General features: G+C 45.8%; 26 protein-coding genes. 3 read left to right on the top strand and 23 right to left on the bottom strand.

Going from position 1 to position 16,419, the window contains the following annotated elements:
- Window positions 1–49 precede the first annotated feature (49 nt).
- The 19 genes from rplO to rplC all read right to left on the bottom strand — a co-directional run bounded on the left by rplO (window position 50) and on the right by rplC (window position 9,609).
- Complete coding sequence (rplO, locus tag B9T16_RS02550) at window positions 50–520, bottom strand: 50S ribosomal protein L15 (RefSeq protein WP_410244044.1); 471 nt, start codon at window positions 518–520, stop codon at window positions 50–52.
- A gap of 77 nt (window positions 521–597) precedes the next feature.
- A complete protein-coding gene (gene rpsE / locus B9T16_RS02545; RefSeq protein ID WP_006618084.1) occupies window positions 598–1,128 on the bottom strand; it encodes a 30S ribosomal protein S5 in 531 nt (176 codons plus the stop codon).
- Between the two features lie 50 nt (window positions 1,129–1,178).
- Entirely contained in the window at window positions 1,179–1,541 is a 363-nt protein-coding gene (rplR, locus tag B9T16_RS02540; protein ID WP_006618085.1) for a 50S ribosomal protein L18, read from the bottom strand.
- Window positions 1,542–1,544: 3 nt separating this feature from the next.
- Entirely contained in the window at window positions 1,545–2,084 is a 540-nt protein-coding gene (rplF, locus tag B9T16_RS02535; protein WP_006618086.1) for a 50S ribosomal protein L6, read from the bottom strand.
- A 68-nt stretch (window positions 2,085–2,152) separates the two neighbouring features.
- Entirely contained in the window at window positions 2,153–2,554 is a 402-nt protein-coding gene (gene rpsH / locus B9T16_RS02530) for a 30S ribosomal protein S8 (protein WP_006618087.1), read from the bottom strand.
- A 23-nt stretch (window positions 2,555–2,577) separates the two neighbouring features.
- Complete coding sequence (gene rplE, locus B9T16_RS02525) at window positions 2,578–3,123, bottom strand: 50S ribosomal protein L5 (RefSeq protein WP_006618088.1); 546 nt, start codon at window positions 3,121–3,123, stop codon at window positions 2,578–2,580.
- A gap of 129 nt (window positions 3,124–3,252) precedes the next feature.
- Window positions 3,253–3,609, bottom strand: a complete 357-nt coding sequence (gene rplX, locus B9T16_RS02520) for a 50S ribosomal protein L24 (RefSeq protein WP_006618089.1) — start codon at window positions 3,607–3,609, stop codon at window positions 3,253–3,255.
- Between the two features lie 3 nt (window positions 3,610–3,612).
- Window positions 3,613–3,981, bottom strand: coding sequence for a 50S ribosomal protein L14 (gene rplN / locus B9T16_RS02515; RefSeq protein WP_006621334.1), 369 nt, complete (start codon window positions 3,979–3,981; stop codon window positions 3,613–3,615).
- Window positions 3,982–4,037: 56 nt separating this feature from the next.
- Window positions 4,038–4,286: a 30S ribosomal protein S17 gene (gene rpsQ, locus B9T16_RS02510; RefSeq protein WP_317270163.1), complete on the bottom strand. Its 249-nt coding sequence runs from the start codon at window positions 4,284–4,286 to the stop codon at window positions 4,038–4,040.
- Between the two features lie 104 nt (window positions 4,287–4,390).
- On the bottom strand, window positions 4,391–4,606 hold the full coding sequence (gene rpmC / locus B9T16_RS02505; RefSeq protein WP_006618092.1) for a 50S ribosomal protein L29: 216 nt from the start codon (window positions 4,604–4,606) through the stop codon (window positions 4,391–4,393).
- Window positions 4,607–4,685: 79 nt separating this feature from the next.
- Window positions 4,686–5,105 carry a 50S ribosomal protein L16 gene (gene rplP, locus B9T16_RS02500; protein ID WP_006618093.1) on the bottom strand — a complete coding sequence of 140 codons (420 nt, stop codon included), beginning with the start codon at window positions 5,103–5,105 and terminating at the stop codon, window positions 4,686–4,688.
- A 110-nt stretch (window positions 5,106–5,215) separates the two neighbouring features.
- Entirely contained in the window at window positions 5,216–5,944 is a 729-nt protein-coding gene (gene rpsC, locus B9T16_RS02495) for a 30S ribosomal protein S3 (protein WP_006618094.1), read from the bottom strand.
- Between the two features lie 67 nt (window positions 5,945–6,011).
- Window positions 6,012–6,365, bottom strand: a complete 354-nt coding sequence (rplV, locus tag B9T16_RS02490) for a 50S ribosomal protein L22 (RefSeq protein ID WP_006618095.1) — start codon at window positions 6,363–6,365, stop codon at window positions 6,012–6,014.
- A gap of 83 nt (window positions 6,366–6,448) precedes the next feature.
- A complete protein-coding gene (locus tag B9T16_RS02485) occupies window positions 6,449–6,586 on the bottom strand; it encodes a hypothetical protein (RefSeq protein WP_157888690.1) in 138 nt (45 codons plus the stop codon).
- On the bottom strand, window positions 6,564–6,842 hold the full coding sequence (rpsS, locus tag B9T16_RS02480; protein WP_006617591.1) for a 30S ribosomal protein S19: 279 nt from the start codon (window positions 6,840–6,842) through the stop codon (window positions 6,564–6,566). The genes B9T16_RS02485 and rpsS overlap by 23 nt, the downstream gene beginning before the upstream one ends.
- A 47-nt stretch (window positions 6,843–6,889) precedes the next feature.
- Window positions 6,890–7,753, bottom strand: a complete 864-nt coding sequence (gene rplB, locus B9T16_RS02475) for a 50S ribosomal protein L2 (protein WP_006617592.1) — start codon at window positions 7,751–7,753, stop codon at window positions 6,890–6,892.
- Between the two features lie 213 nt (window positions 7,754–7,966).
- On the bottom strand, window positions 7,967–8,278 hold the full coding sequence (locus B9T16_RS02470; RefSeq protein ID WP_014275227.1) for a 50S ribosomal protein L23: 312 nt from the start codon (window positions 8,276–8,278) through the stop codon (window positions 7,967–7,969).
- Entirely contained in the window at window positions 8,268–8,900 is a 633-nt protein-coding gene (rplD, locus tag B9T16_RS02465; protein WP_006617594.1) for a 50S ribosomal protein L4, read from the bottom strand. The genes B9T16_RS02470 and rplD overlap by 11 nt, the downstream gene beginning before the upstream one ends.
- 19 nt (window positions 8,901–8,919) lie before the next feature.
- On the bottom strand, window positions 8,920–9,609 hold the full coding sequence (rplC, locus tag B9T16_RS02460) for a 50S ribosomal protein L3 (protein ID WP_006617595.1): 690 nt from the start codon (window positions 9,607–9,609) through the stop codon (window positions 8,920–8,922).
- A gap of 659 nt (window positions 9,610–10,268) precedes the next feature.
- Between rplC and B9T16_RS02455 the strand changes: the two genes are divergently transcribed.
- Together B9T16_RS02455 and B9T16_RS02450 are read left to right on the top strand one after the other, a co-directional pair.
- Entirely contained in the window at window positions 10,269–10,568 is a 300-nt protein-coding gene (locus B9T16_RS02455) for a putative quinol monooxygenase (protein ID WP_006617596.1), read from the top strand.
- Window positions 10,565–11,983, top strand: coding sequence for a hypothetical protein (locus B9T16_RS02450; protein WP_006617597.1), 1,419 nt, complete (start codon window positions 10,565–10,567; stop codon window positions 11,981–11,983). Before B9T16_RS02455 ends, B9T16_RS02450 begins: the two co-directional genes overlap by 4 nt.
- Before the next feature lie 11 nt (window positions 11,984–11,994).
- Here the strand turns inward: B9T16_RS02450 and B9T16_RS02445 are convergent, their stop codons facing one another.
- The 3 genes from B9T16_RS02445 to B9T16_RS02435 all read right to left on the bottom strand — a co-directional run bounded on the left by B9T16_RS02445 (window position 11,995) and on the right by B9T16_RS02435 (window position 14,652).
- Window positions 11,995–13,437: a sensor histidine kinase gene (locus B9T16_RS02445; RefSeq protein WP_410244043.1), complete on the bottom strand. Its 1,443-nt coding sequence runs from the start codon at window positions 13,435–13,437 to the stop codon at window positions 11,995–11,997.
- A gap of 15 nt (window positions 13,438–13,452) precedes the next feature.
- The gene (gene rppA / locus B9T16_RS02440) at window positions 13,453–14,130 is read right to left on the bottom strand and encodes a two-component system response regulator RppA (RefSeq protein ID WP_410244042.1); all 678 of its coding nucleotides are present in this window, start codon (window positions 14,128–14,130) and stop codon (window positions 13,453–13,455) included.
- A 132-nt stretch (window positions 14,131–14,262) separates the two neighbouring features.
- Window positions 14,263–14,652, bottom strand: a complete 390-nt coding sequence (locus tag B9T16_RS02435) for a NirD/YgiW/YdeI family stress tolerance protein (RefSeq protein WP_410244041.1) — start codon at window positions 14,650–14,652, stop codon at window positions 14,263–14,265.
- A 141-nt stretch (window positions 14,653–14,793) separates the two neighbouring features.
- Between B9T16_RS02435 and B9T16_RS02430 the strand changes: the two genes are divergently transcribed.
- Complete coding sequence (locus B9T16_RS02430) at window positions 14,794–15,657, top strand: nucleotidyltransferase (RefSeq protein WP_410244040.1); 864 nt, start codon at window positions 14,794–14,796, stop codon at window positions 15,655–15,657.
- Between the two features lie 88 nt (window positions 15,658–15,745).
- On the opposite strand, the gene B9T16_RS02425 is transcribed toward B9T16_RS02430, so the two are convergent.
- Window positions 15,746–16,419, bottom strand: a 674-nt coding sequence (locus B9T16_RS02425; protein ID WP_410244039.1) for a JmjC domain-containing protein, incomplete at its 5' end; no start/stop codon positions are given.

Here is a 16,419-nt window from a genome sequence, read left to right as displayed (position 1 = left end):
GGACTACCTCTTGAAAACACTATTGGGAATGTACAGAGCAAGCTAATGCTTAACCTTCCGGGCTGGTGTTTCTGGCTCCTAAGACTTCACAACTTCCCCCGGCTGCTTCAATTTTAGATCGAGCGCTTTGGGTGAAGCCTGCTGCTTTAACCTGAAGTGCCACATTTAGTTCTCCATCTCCCAAAATCTTGAGCGGTCCACGGTCAGTGGTAATAATTCCGGCCGCAATTAGAGAGGATAGAGTTACTTCGCTGTTGGCACTCAGAGAATCCAGACGACCCACATTAATGGTAGTGTACTGTTTTCGGTTGATCAGAGGAAAGCTTTTTAATTTAGGTAGTCGTCGATAGAGGGGGTTTTGACCTCCTTCAAATCCGGGTCGGGTGCTGCCACCGGAACGCGATTTTTGACCACGCATTCCTTTTCCACAACTAGCACCTTGTCCGGCAGAAACCCCACGACCAAGGCGACGGCGACGTTTTTGGGAGCCAGCTTTGGGCTTGGCATCTTGTAATCTCATGGTTGTCTCAGTGCAGTGTAATTAATGGGTTATCAGTGAGAGGCAATTTAGGAATTGCCCCGATAGTCCAATTCAGATTAAGCATAAAGCTGTTCGATGGGGATACCCCGTTCTTTGGCCACATCGGATAGAGTCCGCAATCCTGATAAAGCGTTAATGGTGGCGCGGGCGTTATTAAGGGGATTACTAGAGCCTAGCTGTTTAGCTAGAACGTTTTTAACCCCGGCTAGTTCTAGCACGGTGCGGACAGCTCCCCCAGCGATTACCCCTGTACCTGGGGCAGCAGGTCTAACAATAACTTGAGCGCCACCTCCCACACCATTGGCGGGGTGAGGTAGAGAGTTAGATTTGGTTAGGGGAATCTCGACGACATTTTTGCGGCCATCGGCGACACCTTTTTTAACGGCTCCGATAACATCTGCTGCTTTTCCGACACCGACACCAACCTGACCTTTTTCGTTACCAACGATAACAATGGCACGGAAGCTCAGTTTTTTACCGCCTTTAACTACTTTAGTTACACGGCGAATTTGAACGACCCGTTCTTGCCATTCGGATTCTTTTTCTTTGGTGCGAGTATTTTTTTTCCGACGTTGCTGTTCTGCCATACTTTTAGTTCCTGATTGTTAAGGGCAATTATAAATTGCCCGTCAGCTTATTAAAATTCTAACCCGGCCTCTCTAGCTGCGTCTGCCAAGGCTTTAACGCGGCCATGATAGATGTAACCTCCCCGGTCAAAGACGACGCGCTCAATTCCTTTGGATAAGGAGCGTTGAGCGATTAGTTGACCAACTTTAACAGAAGCATCACAGGTGGCCCCGGTTTTCAAGTCAGCAGTTATTTCGGGGTCTAAGGTAGAGGCGGCTACTAAGGTATGTTGCTGGCTATCGTCAATCACCTGCACATAGATGTGCTTGTGAGAGCGAAACACAGCCAATCTAGGACGCTCTGAAGTTCCTAGGACTTTGCGCCGAACTCGACGGTGACGGCGCTGACGGGAATCGTTACGAGTAAGTTTCATGATCTATTTTTTCCCTGCCTTACCAGCTTTACGTCTGACTTGTTCTCCGGCGTAGCGAATGCCTTTACCTTTATAGGGTTCTGGGGGTCGCACGGCGCGAATTTTAGCGGCCATGTTGCCGACAAGTTCTTTATTAATTCCGCTAACAATGACATTGGTGTTATTTTCAACGGCTACGCTGCAACCTTCTGGGGGAACCATTTCCACCGGTTTGCTGTAGCCGACATTTAAGATCAGGTTTTTACCTTGAACCTGAGCCCGATATCCCACGCCTTGGATTTCCAGTCGCCGTTCAAATCCTTGGGAAACTCCATCCACCATGTTGGCTACCAGGGTGCGACAGAGACCATGACGCTGACGGGCGACGAGGGATTCATCCCGACGCTTAACGATTAGTGTGTCTCCTTCGAGGGAGAGGATAACTTCGTTGGGTAATACGCGGGAAAGCTCCCCTTTTGGTCCTTTGACGGTGACTTTTTGGCCGTCTAAGGTTAGGGTAACTTTGGCGGGAATCGGAATTGGACGCTTACCAATTCTAGACATAATCCTTGTTTAATGGTCGATGAGCAGTGTTTAGGGGTGCAGGAGATAGGTGGCTGTGGGTAATGGATTTACCACACATAGCAAAGCACTTCTCCGCCTAAGCCCTGAAGGCGGGCTTCTCGGTCGGTCATTACCCCACGGGAGGTAGAAATGATCGCAATTCCAATTCCACCTAAAACGCGGGGGAGTTCTTTGCGGTTTTTGTAAACGCGCAAACCTGGACGGCTAACTCGTTTAAGGGTGCGGATAGTAGGGGTGCGGGTTTTGGTGTTGTATTTTAGTGAAACCACTAAATGCTTTTTGACCCCAGCACCTGCTTCTTCAAAGTTGGCAATAAAGCCTTCATCCTGAAGGACTTTGGCAATACTGCGGGTCATTTTGGTGGATGGAATTTCTGTGGTTTGATGCCGCGCCATGCAAGAGTTGCGGATGCGCGTTAACATATCTGCAATAGTGTCGTTCGTCGCCATAGTTGTCTCGTTATTTTACTGCCTCAGTTCTCCCGGAAGGGCATTCCCATTTCTTTAAGTAAGGCACGCCCTTCTTCATCTGTCTGGGCTGTGGTAACAATTGAAATATCCAGACCTCGAATTTGATCGATGCGATCGTAGTCGATTTCAGGGAAGATCAGTTGTTCTTTGACTCCCAGACTGTAGTTACCCCGACCGTCAAAACTTTTGGGACTAATGCCACGAAAGTCTCGAATGCGAGGTAGGGCTAGGTGAATTAGACGTTCCATAAAGGCATACATCCGATCGGAACGAAGTGTCACCATTACCCCTACGGGCATTCCTTGACGGATTTTAAAGCCGGCGATCGCTTTTTTAGCGCGGGTCACTACTGGTTTTTGTCCGGTAATAATCGCCAATTCATTAACTGAAGATTCTAGGGCTTTGGCATTTTGGGATGCTTCACCCAGTCCTCGGTTAATCGTAACTTTAACAACCTTGGGAACCTGATGGATGTTCTCATATTTGAACTGTTCCATCAATTTAGGAACGATGGTTTCCTGATAGGTAGTTTTGAGTGGAGATGTCATAGTTGCTGTCTGTCCTAGATACATTCCCTGGGCTTGGTCAGGGATAATAAAAACGAGTTTTTAACAGAGTCCACCTGTCCAGTCAGGGCGGTTTTTCAACCTACCCCGGGGGAGAAAGTGTGCTATTGATTAATCAATAACTTCCCCGGTTTTTTTGAGCATTCTGACCTTGCGCCCGTCTTCCGTAAAGGTGTAGGAAACACGACTGGCGACTTTTTCTTTGGTCGAATACAGCATCACATTAGAACTGTGAATAGGAGCTTCAAAGTTGACAATACTGCCGCCCTCACCCTCTTGTTGAGGTTTAACGTGCTTGGTACGGACATTAACATCTCTGACAACCACTTTACTTAATTTAGGTAAAGTGGATATCACCTCTCCAACTTTTCCTTTATCTCGTCCAGCAATTACCTGAACAGTATCCCCTTTTTTGACGTGCATTTTGTAGCCCCGGGGCGGAGCCAATTTGCGCTGACGCTTGGGCATAGTTTAGAGTACCTCCGGTGCAAGGGAAACAATTTTGGTGAAATTTTTGTCCCGCAGTTCCCGTGCTACAGGTCCAAATACACGGGTTCCCCTGGGGTTGCCATCCTGGTTAATGATCACGGCTGCATTATCGTCAAAGCGAATACTCATACCGCTATCTCGGCGTAGTCCTTGGCGACTGCGAACAATCACAGCTCGAACGACATCGGATTTTTTGACGGCCATGTTGGGAATTGCATCTTTAACGACAGCGATGATCACATCACCAATAGTGCCGTAGCGACGATTCCCCCCACCCAGGACGCGGATACACATAAGTTTGCGTGCGCCGCTGTTATCTGCCACATTAAGTATGGACTGCTGTTGAATCATGGTATTGTCTCTGTAAGCGTAATTTGGGGTTCAAGATAAACAGAAACCGGTGAGAATTACTGGTTATTTTTGTTGATAATTTCAACTACGTTCCAGCGTTTAGTGCGACTCAGGGGGCGGGTTTCCCGAATCCGAACCCGATCGCCTTCTTGACAAGTATTTTCCTCATCGTGGGCTTTATACCGTTTGGTATTCACCACAATTTTTCCATATTTAGGGTGAGGGGAGCGGTTTTCAATAGCTACCACCACAGTTTTTTGCATTTTATTGCTGACGACTACGCCAACTCTTTCTTTAACTGCCATGATTGTGAGAAATGAAAGATCAATGATTGTTGCTGATACATGAGAAAGGCTCTATTAAGAGTCATAAACAAGGGCGATCGAATCTACTTAGGAATTAGGGATAACTAAGCCGGATTCTGATTTTTGAGTTGTCGTTCCTTTTCCACGGTCAGTAACTGTGATAATCGATGTCGGGTGTGTCTAATTTCATGAGGTTTTTCCAAGCGTCCTGTAGCTTTCAGGAGGCGCAGATTAGCGAGTTGTTTTTTAATTTCCAGGATTTGCTCAGACAGGTCATCATCATTTAACTGTCGGGCATCTTCAATTTTAGGAAGAGCCATAATTATTTCCTCGGTACAATTAGCGGGCAGTTTTGCGGGTTAATGTGATTAGTAGAGGCAGGAGCCGAGCCAGACCTTACTAGGATTGTGAATCTTCCCGTGTGAGAAACTTAGTTTTAATCGGGAGTTTAAAGGAGGCTAGGCGCATAGCTTCGCGGGCGACCTCTTCAGAAACACCGGCAATTTCAAACATGATGCGTCCAGGTTTGACAACAGCGACCCAGTATTCTGGGGCACCTTTACCGGAACCCATACGGGTTTCTGCGGGACGCATAGTGACAGGTTTATCAGGGAATACACGAATCCAGATTTTCCCACCCCGGCGAATATAACGAGTCATTGCCCGACGGGCTGCTTCAATTTGGCGGGAGGTAATCCAAGAGGGTTCAAGGGCTTGTAGGGCAAAATCACCAAAGTTGATATTGTTGCCGCGAGTTGCCTGACCCCGCATTCGACCCCGCTGTTGTTTGCGGAATTTAGTTCTTCTTGGGCTTAACATGATCGCAAATAGTAGTGAGTGGAGTTAATGGGACAGAGGGCTACCCGACAGGGAGATAAGTCTTAGGGTGTGGGTTATCAACCTACCCAGATCGCGCCTACTAGAACTTTTTATGTATCACTAGAGCGGTCATCATACTTTTGCCGTCTGGGTGTACGGCGGCTTTTCGGCGCTCTTGTATTAGGTGCGGGGGTTTCTTCCTGACCGGGAATAATTTCTCCCTTAAACACCCAAACTTTGACACCGAGGATGCCGTAAATAGTGAGAGCGGTGCAATAGGCATAGTCAATATCAGCTCGTAAGGTGTGTAGGGGAACACGACCTTCACGGGTCCACTCAGTCCGAGCAATTTCCGCTCCGTTTAAGCGGCCACTGACCTGGATTTTAATGCCTTCAATGCCAGCTTTTTGGGCGCGAGTAATAGCTTGGCGGACAACTCTACGGAAGGAAACCCGTTTTTCAAGTTGGGCTGCGATATTTTCAGCAATGAGGGTAGCATCGGCATCAACGCGGGACACTTCCACAACGTTAATGCGGATCTGGCGATTACTGCCGAGTTCTTTCTGAAGTCCTTGGCGGAGGGAGTCAATTCCGGTACCACCACGGCCAACGACCACACCTGGTCTAGCGGTTAGCACTTCCAGGTCAATTTGATCAGCTTTGCGTTCAATGCGAACATCTGAGATGCCAGCATTGCTGAGATTTTTCTGAATGTACTGACGGATAGTGTAGTCTTCCTGCAAAAGTTGCGGATACTGACCAGCATCAGCAAACCAGCGAGATTTGTGTTCTTGGGTAACTCCAAGGCGGAAACCAATTGGATGTATTTTTTGTCCCATAGCAGCTTAATAATTTAGTCTGTACGACAGGTAATGGGTAATGGGTAATGCTAATCTTCCCTATTCCCTATTCCGCAGGGGCGACTGTCACGGTAATGTGACAGGTAGGTTTGCGAATGGGATAAGCTCGACCTTGGGCGCGAGGGCGGTAGCGTTTCAGGCTTGGTCCCGCGTCGGCGAAGGCTTGGGAAACGATCAGAGTGGCCGGGTCTAAACCCTGGTTATGTTCAGCGTTAGCAACAGCCGATCGCAGAACTTTCAAGACAGGAGTACAGGCGCGGTAGGGCATAAACTCCAGGATAATCAGGGCTTCGCGATAGCTACGTCCGCGAATTTGATCAAGTACCCGCCGGACTTTCAAGGGGGACATTCTTATGTAACGAGCGATCGCTTTTACTTCTGATGTAGTGCTAACTGCCATAGGTTTCTCCTTGATTCAGGCGTGATGTAGGTGTGGGGGGGGGTCGGTCAACAATGCGGGCGCTTTCTCCCTTCGCAAGTTTTTCAAAACACTGGTGGGGAATTAGGTTTAACAAAAGAACCCGCCCCTACTGTTTTTTCGTCAAAAACCGCAGAACCCGCCGCCACTCCACCGTCAATCAGGCGAGGGATGCGCCACTTATCGGCGGGCTTTTTTATCACTTTTAGCGTGACCCCGGAATGTCCGAGTGGGAGCAAATTCTCCCAATTTATGTCCCACCATTTGTTCATTGACAAATACGGGGACGTGCTGACGGCCGTTATGAACAGCGATAGTATGACCAACCATTTGGGGAACAATGGTGGAGGAGCGCGACCAAGTTTTGATCACTTCCTTACGATTGTCAGCGTTGAGTTTTTCGATTTTGACCAGCAGATGGTCGGCCACAAATGGACCTTTTTTTAGCGATCGAGACATGGTATATGTTTAGGATTGCAATGATTCGCTCTTTAGTCGGCGGTTGATTAGCTCTGACGGCCACCTTTGCCTCGTTTCGAGGATTTCCGACGGCGGCGGACAATTAAAGCTGTGCTGCGTTTTTTCTTGTTTCTAGTTTTAGCTCCCAGGGCTGGTTTACCCCAAGGCGTAACCGGACCACTGCGACCAATAGGGGCGCGTCCTTCACCACCACCGTGGGGGTGATCAACCGGGTTCATGACACTACCGCGCACGGTGGGACGTTTACCGAGCCAGCGATTACGTCCAGCCTTACCAATGCTGATATTTCTGGCATCCACATTGCCCACCTGTCCAATGGTGGCATAGCAACGGGCGGGGATTTTCCGTTGTTCACCCGATGGCAGTTTCAGGGTGACATAATCCCCTTCTTTAGCCATAACCTGAGCGGAGGCTCCGGCTGCTCTTACCATTTGTCCACCCTTACCGGGAATCATTTCCACGTTGTGGATTGATGTTCCCAAGGGAATTTTGGATAGGGGTAGGGCGTTGCCCACTTCAATGGGGGCATCAGGTCCAGATACAATCACCGTCCCGACAGCCAAGCCTACAGGGTGGAGAATATAGCGTTTTTCGCCATCCACATAGTTAAGTAGGGCAATTCTAGCGTTACGGTTGGGGTCGTATTCAATCTCAGCGACTTTAGCGGGCACATTATGTTTATCCCGGCGAAAGTCAACAATCCGATATAGTTTTTTATGTCCACCACCCCTATGGCGGCAGGTAATGACACCGCGATTATTACGACCTTTAAGGCGGTGTTTAGAGAGGGTTAGAGATTTTTCTGGCTCGGATCTAGTAATTTCTGTAAATTCCGAGACAGTATGTTGGCGTGTGCTTGGAGTATAAGGTCGGTAGAAACGAATTGCCATATAGTCGATCCTCTGTCTGTTTCTGTGGAAGTTAGAGATCTAGATTTCCGGATAGGGCCAGAAAACTCGATCGCTGTAATGTCGGTGTTCAAGAATTACCCGGGTCAAGGTGGGTCACTATGTACCCGATATGTGCTACGCACAGGGGCGCAAGCGATCGCATTTTTTTATAGGTATTCAGAATGCGGCCAACCCCCGTTGTACCCGACACCATTAGACTTCAGGGAAGAGGACTTTTCTCAAGGCTTCCCCGTCTTCGAGGGTAACGATCGCCCTTTTATAGCGGGGTTTATACCCAACGAAACGGCCGACCCTACGTTGTCGCCGGGGAGGATTCTGGGTATTAACACTCAGAACCTTAACCGGAAATAGCAGTTCAACTGCCGCTTTAATAGTTGGTTTATCCGCCCTAGGATCGACATCAAAAGTAAACTGATTTAGCTCCATTTGAATTGTGGCTTTTTCAGTTACAATTGGTCGTCGGATCACATCAGCTAAATCACGGGTTTGAAACTCAGTCACCATAAACCTCCTGAATTTTCGCCAGGGCATTAGCAGTGGTTACTATTTTGTCTGCTGCCAGAACATCATAGACATTCAAGCTATCTGCCAGACAAATTCTCATTTTCTCCACATTCCGACCCGACAAATAGACATTTTCCTGTTTTTCAGGTAGTACCAGCAGCACTTTAGCGGATGATGAAACTCCCCAACGTTCCAAAGCCGCCGTCAAGTCTTTAGTTTTCGGGCGTGGCAGTTGGGTAACAAATTCTTCCACCACCACGATATCGTCTACCCGACTCTGAAACGCCGTTCTCAAAGCCAACCGACGTTCTTTGCGGTTCATTTTAACGCTGTAATCTCTCGGCTTCGGCCCAAAGATCACACCACCACCGCGCCATAGTGGAGAACGAATCGAACCTGCCCGCGCCCGTCCTGTTCCTTTTTGTCTCCAGGGTTTACGGCCACCGCCCCGCACTTCCGAGCGAGTTTTAGTGCTGGCTGTTCCCTGTCTAGCTGCTGCCTGCTGACGTACTAAGGCTCTATGGACGATGTGGGAGGCATTTTCTTCTTTAGCAACTTTCAGTTCCAGGGTCGTCTGTCCGACTTCTTCCCCGTCCCAGTTGCGAATTATACAGTCAACCATTTTTCCCCCTGTCTTCTCTCTACTTGCCACCCACCAGGTTGGCTGGTTTGATATTAAGCAAGCCACCGGTTTTGCCGGGGATTGATCCTTTAATTAGCAACAGGTTCCTTTCTAGGTCAACCCGCACGATTGTCAGTTTCCTAGTGGTAATCTGTTTCCCGCCATAACGTCCGGCCATTTTTTTGCCGGGATAAACGCGGCCTGGTGTGGTTCCGGGTCCGATGGAACCTGGTAGGCGGTGGTTTTTGGAACCGTGAGCCATTGGTCCGCGTCGGAAGTTATTACGTTTTTGGTTTCCCGCAAAACCTCGACCCATGCTAATGCCTGTCACATCGACTATTTGTCCGGGTTCAAAGGCATCTACCTTGACTTGCTGACCTAGTTCAAAGTTATCGGTACTTTCTAGCCGATATTCTTTAAGGTGACGAACTAAGGGGCTGTTGGATTTGGTTAGGTGTCCCTGTTCAGCATGGCTGAGGTATTTATTAACCTCTTTATCTGGGGATTTGCGGGTGTTTAATTTGCGGGTTTTGTTAGGAACTTCACCATAACCTAGCTGGATGGCCGTATAGCCATCGGTGGCTTCGGTCTTCACTTGGGTGATTGTGCATGGCCCGGCTTGAACTACGGTGACGGGAATCGCTTTTCCGGTCTCTGTGTCAAATACCTGAGTCATGCCTAGCTTGGTGCCGAGGATACCTACAGACACTTAAACTGGCCTCTCTTTTCTACGCATTACAATAGGGCGGAATTTTCCACTGACTAAATCATGGTTAACCCGCCAGTTAACGATGCTTGTGGCATCATAATTTAAACCCGATTTTGGGCAGACAAACCCACCGTCTCTCCGGCTTAGGCGCTAGGATAGACGTGCGTGGTTGCCTGGAAGTATATTCAGGCTATCAACTTGTTTAAGCTGTTCCCAGACTGAAGCCTAAGCCTCAGTGCGGCCCGATGTCGCTAGGACTTGAGCAGATATCTACTCAGTATCCGTTGATTTTGTTGCTCAGGGTCAAACTAGCATCAGGTTTGACCGAGTTTACTGTTAGCGCTTGGCAATTTCGGCGAAGCTGCTGTAGCTTAGAGCCATTGATGTCATAGGAGAAGTCCTAACTAAGTAGTTGCCTATGCTTGGCAAATCCTATAGGTTAGCTATCCTTACGCCAACAGTTATACTGCAATTTGATCACGATTCTTGATTGTATGTGATATCTGTGCTTTCGTCAAGTCTATTTTTAACATTTATGTTTTGGCTCAATCGGCGATCGCCTGAAAGGGGAATGGTGGGAGTTATGGTGGTGATGGGTTGTTGCGGAAATTAAACTAAGGAAGTAGGGTAGGGTAGTTCACGGATTGGGGACGCTGGCCATGAGTCAATTAACAGTTGTAGCGAGAATCAAAGCTAAAGCCGGAGTACAAGAGAAAGTTCATCAGGAGTTACGGAAACTCATTCCGCTGACTTTAGCTGAAAGTGGATGTCTCAATTATGATTTACATCGGTCGATTGATGATCCGACTTTATTTTTGTTTTATGAGAACTGGGAAAGTCGTTTGTTGTGGGAACAACACATGGCGGCGGATCATATTAAAACATTCCGGGAAAATACAGAAGGTTTAATCGAAAAGCTGGATATTGATTTATGGACGCTGGAGGGTAATCTAGGATGAAGTCGTTTAAATCTGTTTTGGCTAGTTGTCTAATTCCCGCCATAGCCTTGTTGACGGGAGATGTGGCGATCGCTCAGACTGTAGAACCGGAGCAATTGACCATTGCTGGCGATCGCACATCAAAACAAGTCCGCCAGCTTTACATTAGAACCGATAGCGCCGTCAGAGATTTACAGGTGCTTCCGTTTGACCTCAGTGGAACTAATGGGGTGTCGGTGTTTCCTGGGGAGGCGATCGCCGCTGGGGAAATGCAGCCAATTCTGGGTAAGGCGAATGAGGTGATTGTACCCGTGGTGTTTAACTTACGCCAGGCTCCTGATAGTGGTGAATTTGTGGGAACTGTGCGGCTAAGTTACTCTGGGGGACAACTGGCGATTCCGGTGACGTTAAGGGTTAAAGACCATTGGTTTTTACCCCTGGTAATGCTGGTATTTGGGACAGGATTAGGAATTGTCATCTCTGCTTATCGCGACGAAGGACGACCGAGAGATCAGATTTTGATGCGGGTAGGACAGCTTTATGCTCAGATGGAAGAAGATCCAGATATCGATAAGGCTAAGGAGTTTAAGGGTCGCATCAATGCTTATTTAGTTGAAGTGAAGATGGAACTTCAGGGGGAACGCTGGGAAGAAGCGGCGCTGATTATTGATCGCGCTGAGGGAACTTGGCGGCGTTGGGTGATGGGAAGGTCTGATTGGTTGGCGCAGTTTGAATATAGCGATCGCCTCAAACAGAAGTTAGAGGATTATGATGCTACCACTACCTTTGTGCGGATGGTAACTTGGGATTTAGATGATGCTCTGAACACTGCGCCAGAGTTGGAAGGTCCGCCTCAATTGCGTCAGAAGTTGGAGGAGATCGCCAAACAAATTAACAGTTATGCTCCTTTAAAAAAGGATATTGAGGAACTACAAAAACGCCTCCCCGTTGAAAGTGATGATGACCAAAAACCTCTGGCTGCAATTATTCGCCAACTCGATCGCCAGGTTGACCGTTTAACCCCCATGGAGTTACAAAAAGATGAAACTGTCGGTCGTCAGTTAGAACAGCTCAAAGTTCAGGTCGATGAACAAAGTCTGGCTGAGTCAGATTTAGTTTCTAAGGGATTAGGGTTTATGTCCGGTTTGTCTTTAGTGGCTCTCCCTCCGGCTACTCATTACAACGCTTCTTGGAGTGAACAAGCAGCCTCGGCTAATTTGCGGATTAGAGCCTTTGTTTGGACCAGTTATGCGTTGGCGGTGGTGCTGTTAGCCGGAGCCGGTTTTACTGAGTTATATGTGGCTAATTCGACTTTTGGCGCTAACCCTTCTCGGGACTATTTTACTCTCATGGCTTGGGGTTTTGGAGCCGAGGCGACCAGGGATGCGATCGCTAAGGTGGTTCAGAGTTGGGGTTTACCTGGCTTGAAGTCTTAGGAGTTACTCAATTAGTGAATCAGGGGCAATTTTATCGTAAATTTAGTACCTTTGTTTAGGGTACTAGCTACGTTAATTTCGCCCCCATGAGCTTTGACAATTTGTTGGGCGATCGCCAATCCTAACCCCCAACCACCAGAGGCTTTAGAACGCTTTAGATCCGCTCGATAAAATCGCTCAAACACATGGGGCAATGCTTCAGCAGCAATGCCAATTCCAGTGTCTTCTACTTCCAATATAGCATATTTTTCCGAGTTGTGCAAGTTAATTTTAATCATTCCTCCGGGGGGAGTGTAGCGACCGGCGTTGCTGAGAAGGTTGGTGATCACTTGTTTTAACAAACTGCGATCGGCTAATACCCAAATGGGGGTTAATGGTAGGTTAGTTATTAATTCTAAGGATTGACTTTTCAGGGGAGTTATCCACTCCGAAGCGATCGGGAATATCAGTTGAGTTAAATCAAGTTTTTGTATAGACTCAGGCGCTAGTAAGCCTTCATGTCTCGCGAGAAATAATAAATCACTGACTAAGGAACTCATCTGTTTAGTAGTTTTGACAATGTTTTCTAGTCTTCGATGCAATGATGGGGGGATTTCATCCAAATCCTCTAATTCTAGTAAAGCCACCTGACCATTACTTAATACAGCCGCTAAAGGCGCTCTTAATTCATGGGAAGCATTAGCAGTAAATCTTTGCAGTTGGTCACAGACATTTTCTAACCGTTGATTAGTGATTTTTAAGTTAATCTGACGCTGGGACAATTCTTGTTCTAATTGATAAAACAGATGAATAGTGAACATAGTAGCGATCGCACTAATCACCCCAGAAAAACCTAGGAAAATCCAGGTTAATTGTCGATATTCATCTCGATGTTGGATGCGTTCAATTAGTAGTTTTTCTTCATTTTCAGCAAAGATATCAATAGCTTGACGTGCTTGATTCATCGTTTCTTGACCTTTAGCCAGCCAATCATATAAAGACTCGATGGGTACTAAAGTATCATTTTGTCCGCGAATCCTAATTAATTCTTGTTGGAGGATGAGTTTTTGTTCAAAATTAGCGATATTTTCATCAATATAAAACCTGACATCTTCTAAGTATTCCAATTGTTCAGCATTGTCTTGTACCAAATCTTGTAAAGTGTCTAAAACTCGAGGAATTATACTTTGAGCATGATGATAACGCTCTAAAAACTCATCTCGTTGAGTCAGTCCATATCCTCTCACTCCAGTTTCTGCATCAAGTAAAGCGTTTAAAAGTTGTTTAGTTTCTAATCTAACATTCTGGGTATGTTGTACCCAAGCCTCGTCTTCAATTATGTTAAATTTTAACCAAGAAAAAGCTAATAATACTACCAATAAAAAACTCACTGGAATCGCTATAATTGCCGTACCTCGCCATCTAATCGGTAGAGATATCCAACGTTTTTGGAGTTTATTAATTAGCTTAACCATAGATATTTGTAATGTTTAATTATTCGGAGGTTCGAGGCGATAACCCATGCCATAAACAGTTTTAATCCAACTGTCAACTTCTATGGCTGTCAGGGTTTTGCGGAGTCGTTTAACTCTCGCTACTACCGCATTGCTTTCCGGTTCTTCTCCCCATTCCCAGAGTGCTTGTTCTATTTGATTATGAGTGAGAACTTGGTGGGGATGACGCATCATATATTCTAATAGTTGAAAGTCGCGGCTTTTCAGCTTTAAGCTATCATTACCCCATGTTAAAATCATAGTATCGAGATTTAATGATAATCCTTGTACTGCTAAGATATCCCCCACCCAAAGAGGCGATCGCCTTCTTAAAGCTCTAATTCTAGCTAACAATTCTTGTAAGTCTACTGGTTTAACTAAATAATCATCTGCGCCAGCGTCCAGTCCCATAACTTTATCAGCCGTCGTATCTTTAGCTGTCAGCATTAACACTGGTGATTTTTTCCCCATTTGGCGATAATTTTCACATAAAATAATACCATCTTCTCCCGGTAACATCCAATCTAAAATCAACAGATCATAGTCAGTTTCATTCATTAACCACAAGGCGGTTGTGCCATCTTCTACCCCATCAACAATATGTCCATAACGAGTTAAAGCTGCATGAATTGGCTCCCGTTGTTCTGGGTCGTCTTCTACCAATAAAATCCGCATTTGTACTTATACCAAAATAGACTATATATAGTTATTATATTAATAGCTAAATTTTGGCAGCCATGTCAAGCCATCCCCTTCCGGTGAGGGAGAGGACAGGAATTGACGGTAATTAATGCTTATGAACTGCTGTTATCGAGAGTTTTGGGAAGCAGAATTTCGTCTTCTGTAACCACCTGACCAAGGTGGGGGACCCTGTGGATCGCGAATAAAAATCACTTCGCCATTACTGCGAGTAATAGTGAAAGCATCAAAGTCATAGTCATCATATTTACCTGTGACTGTGACCTGTTCTCCGGGTTGTAAATTCAGTTGATGATGGCGCATGGGTCCAGCATCAACAATAATTTGTCCGGTTCCGTCGTCTAAGATAAAGTCATTACCTACCACACTGCGAATTGTACCAGATATAGTAACTCCTGAATGACGCTGTAAATTTTGAATAGAAACTTGTGCATTCGCGGCTGGAACGCCTATAGTTAATAGTGCGGAAGTTAGTAAGGCTGTAATAGTTGCTTTCATAAAGTTTGATGGTGACTGCACTCCCCTACATAGTAAACTGCAAATATGACCAAAAAATGACAGCAGCTAATTGGTGATCAGCATTACAGTTATGATTAACTTGGGTGATAATATTAACTCTAACGACGGGATGATTTAACTATGGCTAAAATTGCTCAAATTGGCTCGGTTTTGGGAGTTGATGAACAAGGCTTTATTATTCGGAAAGCTAATATTGACAAAATTGTGGAACCTTGGCGATCGCTAGTTGATGAAATTGTCACAGCTTATCTTAATCATTGGTATGACCAAGTTCATAGCATTTATATTCGCGGATCGGTCGCCGTAGGACAAGCTATTCCCTTGATTTCTGATGTTGATAGTTTCGCCGTCGTTTCCGGGAATTATAAACACTGCGATCGCGCTTGGTTTGATGCTTTTAATCAGCAAGTTAGCCAAAAATATCCCTTCTGTAAGGGAGTCGAATTGTCACCTATTTCAGGCGATCGCTTACGGGATTTTGAGGATTATGGTTATGGGGGTTTGCGAATGCTAATTGTCACTCAAGCCGCCTGTGTTTACGGACAAGATATATCCCCAGAATTGCCAAAGTTTAAGCCTGATATCGATGCGGTTAGTCATGCTTTTGATTTGTCCGAAGATATCCAGGAAGTCAGTTTTGACCTATTATATACAACCCCTCAAAAGCCACCTAATGAACAAACTGCTTATGTTCATAAACTCGGTCAGTGGATTCTGAAAAGGATCCTCCGGTCTGGCTTAGAAATCGTCATGGAACGTCATCAATGTTATACCCGTGATTTATATCCTTGTTATCAGATTTTTTCCGAATATTATCCCGCACAACAAACACTCATGTATCAAGCCTTAAATTGGTCAATTAATCCCCTTGATTCACCCCAGCAAATTGTCGATTTTTTGGCAACTTTTGGTTCTTGGTTGGTCGCCGAAATTGATCACGTTTATCCTCCCCAAATTTCTGATGATTTCCTCTTGACAAACTAACCGACTTGCTCTATTATATTATCATGGGAAAATGTGCCGACATATATAATAGCTTTTCAACCTAAAAGCTGTGATTAATAAACGCCGTTTATGGATGGGAGATAACCAGCAAAATTCCAGCTTTAACCAAACGCGACAGTAGGGGAACAATTTCTGTATCCCAGTCAAAATCTTGTAACCATTGTTGTATGTCTAAGCCACTAAATTCTGTGGATGTAAAAATTTTCTCTAATATATCTTGGTCAAGTCCGATCAGAGATATTTTCTTACCCCCAGTTTTAATTTCAAATTTACCCGTGGGAGTTAATTGAGTAATATCGACGGGTTGCTGAGGACGATAGAATTTAGTCTGCTTACCTTGGGGGAAGATATCATAGCCAATTTGACTGGGAAAGCCTAATTGTAAGTCAGGTTGTCCTTGTAAAAGTTGTTCATCTAAGTAGCGATTAATTAAATCCTCTGACTCCAATATCTCTAGCCAGTTTTGGACTAGGTTTTGTAGGTGGTGGCGGCAGTTTTCTCGATGGGATTTATTTAACACAGGTAAATTTTTGCGCCATTGTGGATGTTGTTGCAATTGACTGGTTAACCAATCACTAAAATCAATACCAGTTTGACAGTCAATTCCCAGGGTTAAATGCAAAGAAGGTTCATCAATTGCTATAGCATAATGCCAATGTCCACGGGGTATATAGAGCAGATCGCCAGGGTTAATAATTGCGTCTATATAGGGTTGAGTATCAGGGGGAGAAAACTGGGAAG

The sequence above is a fragment of the Arthrospira sp. PCC 8006 genome (assembly GCF_046480465.1).
GTDB lineage: Bacteria > Cyanobacteriota > Cyanobacteriia > Cyanobacteriales > Microcoleaceae > Limnospira > Limnospira platensis.
The sequence above is the reverse complement of the archived record's forward strand: the minus strand, read 5'-3'. Positions and strand labels throughout refer to the sequence as shown.

What these genes read in the sequence shown, in the direction of transcription:
- rplO (WP_410244044.1), bottom strand. Translation starts at nt 520, where the DNA reads ATGAGATTACAAGATGCCAAGCCCAAAGCTGGCTCCCAAAAACGTCGC.
- rpsE (WP_006618084.1), bottom strand. Translation starts at nt 1,128, where the DNA reads ATGGCAGAACAGCAACGTCGGAAAAAAAATACTCGCACCAAAGAAAAA.
- rplR (WP_006618085.1), bottom strand. Translation starts at nt 1,541, where the DNA reads ATGAAACTTACTCGTAACGATTCCCGTCAGCGCCGTCACCGTCGAGTT.
- rplF (WP_006618086.1), bottom strand. Translation starts at nt 2,084, where the DNA reads ATGTCTAGAATTGGTAAGCGTCCAATTCCGATTCCCGCCAAAGTTACC.
- rpsH (WP_006618087.1), bottom strand. Translation starts at nt 2,554, where the DNA reads ATGGCGACGAACGACACTATTGCAGATATGTTAACGCGCATCCGCAAC.
- rplE (WP_006618088.1), bottom strand. Translation starts at nt 3,123, where the DNA reads ATGACATCTCCACTCAAAACTACCTATCAGGAAACCATCGTTCCTAAA.
- rplX (WP_006618089.1), bottom strand. Translation starts at nt 3,609, where the DNA reads ATGCCCAAGCGTCAGCGCAAATTGGCTCCGCCCCGGGGCTACAAAATG.
- rplN (WP_006621334.1), bottom strand. Translation starts at nt 3,981, where the DNA reads ATGATTCAACAGCAGTCCATACTTAATGTGGCAGATAACAGCGGCGCA.
- rpsQ (WP_317270163.1), bottom strand. Translation starts at nt 4,286, where the DNA reads ATGGCAGTTAAAGAAAGAGTTGGCGTAGTCGTCAGCAATAAAATGCAA.
- rpmC (WP_006618092.1), bottom strand. Translation starts at nt 4,606, where the DNA reads ATGGCTCTTCCTAAAATTGAAGATGCCCGACAGTTAAATGATGATGAC.
- rplP (WP_006618093.1), bottom strand. Translation starts at nt 5,105, where the DNA reads ATGTTAAGCCCAAGAAGAACTAAATTCCGCAAACAACAGCGGGGTCGA.
- rpsC (WP_006618094.1), bottom strand. Translation starts at nt 5,944, where the DNA reads ATGGGACAAAAAATACATCCAATTGGTTTCCGCCTTGGAGTTACCCAA.
- rplV (WP_006618095.1), bottom strand. Translation starts at nt 6,365, where the DNA reads ATGGCAGTTAGCACTACATCAGAAGTAAAAGCGATCGCTCGTTACATA.
- rpsS (WP_006617591.1), bottom strand. Translation starts at nt 6,842, where the DNA reads ATGTCTCGATCGCTAAAAAAAGGTCCATTTGTGGCCGACCATCTGCTG.
- rplB (WP_006617592.1), bottom strand. Translation starts at nt 7,753, where the DNA reads ATGGCAATTCGTTTCTACCGACCTTATACTCCAAGCACACGCCAACAT.
- B9T16_RS02470 (WP_014275227.1), bottom strand. Translation starts at nt 8,278, where the DNA reads ATGGTGACTGAGTTTCAAACCCGTGATTTAGCTGATGTGATCCGACGA.
- rplD (WP_006617594.1), bottom strand. Translation starts at nt 8,900, where the DNA reads ATGGTTGACTGTATAATTCGCAACTGGGACGGGGAAGAAGTCGGACAG.
- B9T16_RS02455 (WP_006617596.1), top strand. Translation starts at nt 10,269, where the DNA reads ATGAGTCAATTAACAGTTGTAGCGAGAATCAAAGCTAAAGCCGGAGTA.
- B9T16_RS02450 (WP_006617597.1), top strand. Translation starts at nt 10,565, where the DNA reads ATGAAGTCGTTTAAATCTGTTTTGGCTAGTTGTCTAATTCCCGCCATA.
- B9T16_RS02445 (WP_410244043.1), bottom strand. Translation starts at nt 13,437, where the DNA reads ATGGTTAAGCTAATTAATAAACTCCAAAAACGTTGGATATCTCTACCG.
- rppA (WP_410244042.1), bottom strand. Translation starts at nt 14,130, where the DNA reads ATGCGGATTTTATTGGTAGAAGACGACCCAGAACAACGGGAGCCAATT.
- B9T16_RS02435 (WP_410244041.1), bottom strand. Translation starts at nt 14,652, where the DNA reads ATGAAAGCAACTATTACAGCCTTACTAACTTCCGCACTATTAACTATA.
- B9T16_RS02430 (WP_410244040.1), top strand. Translation starts at nt 14,794, where the DNA reads ATGGCTAAAATTGCTCAAATTGGCTCGGTTTTGGGAGTTGATGAACAA.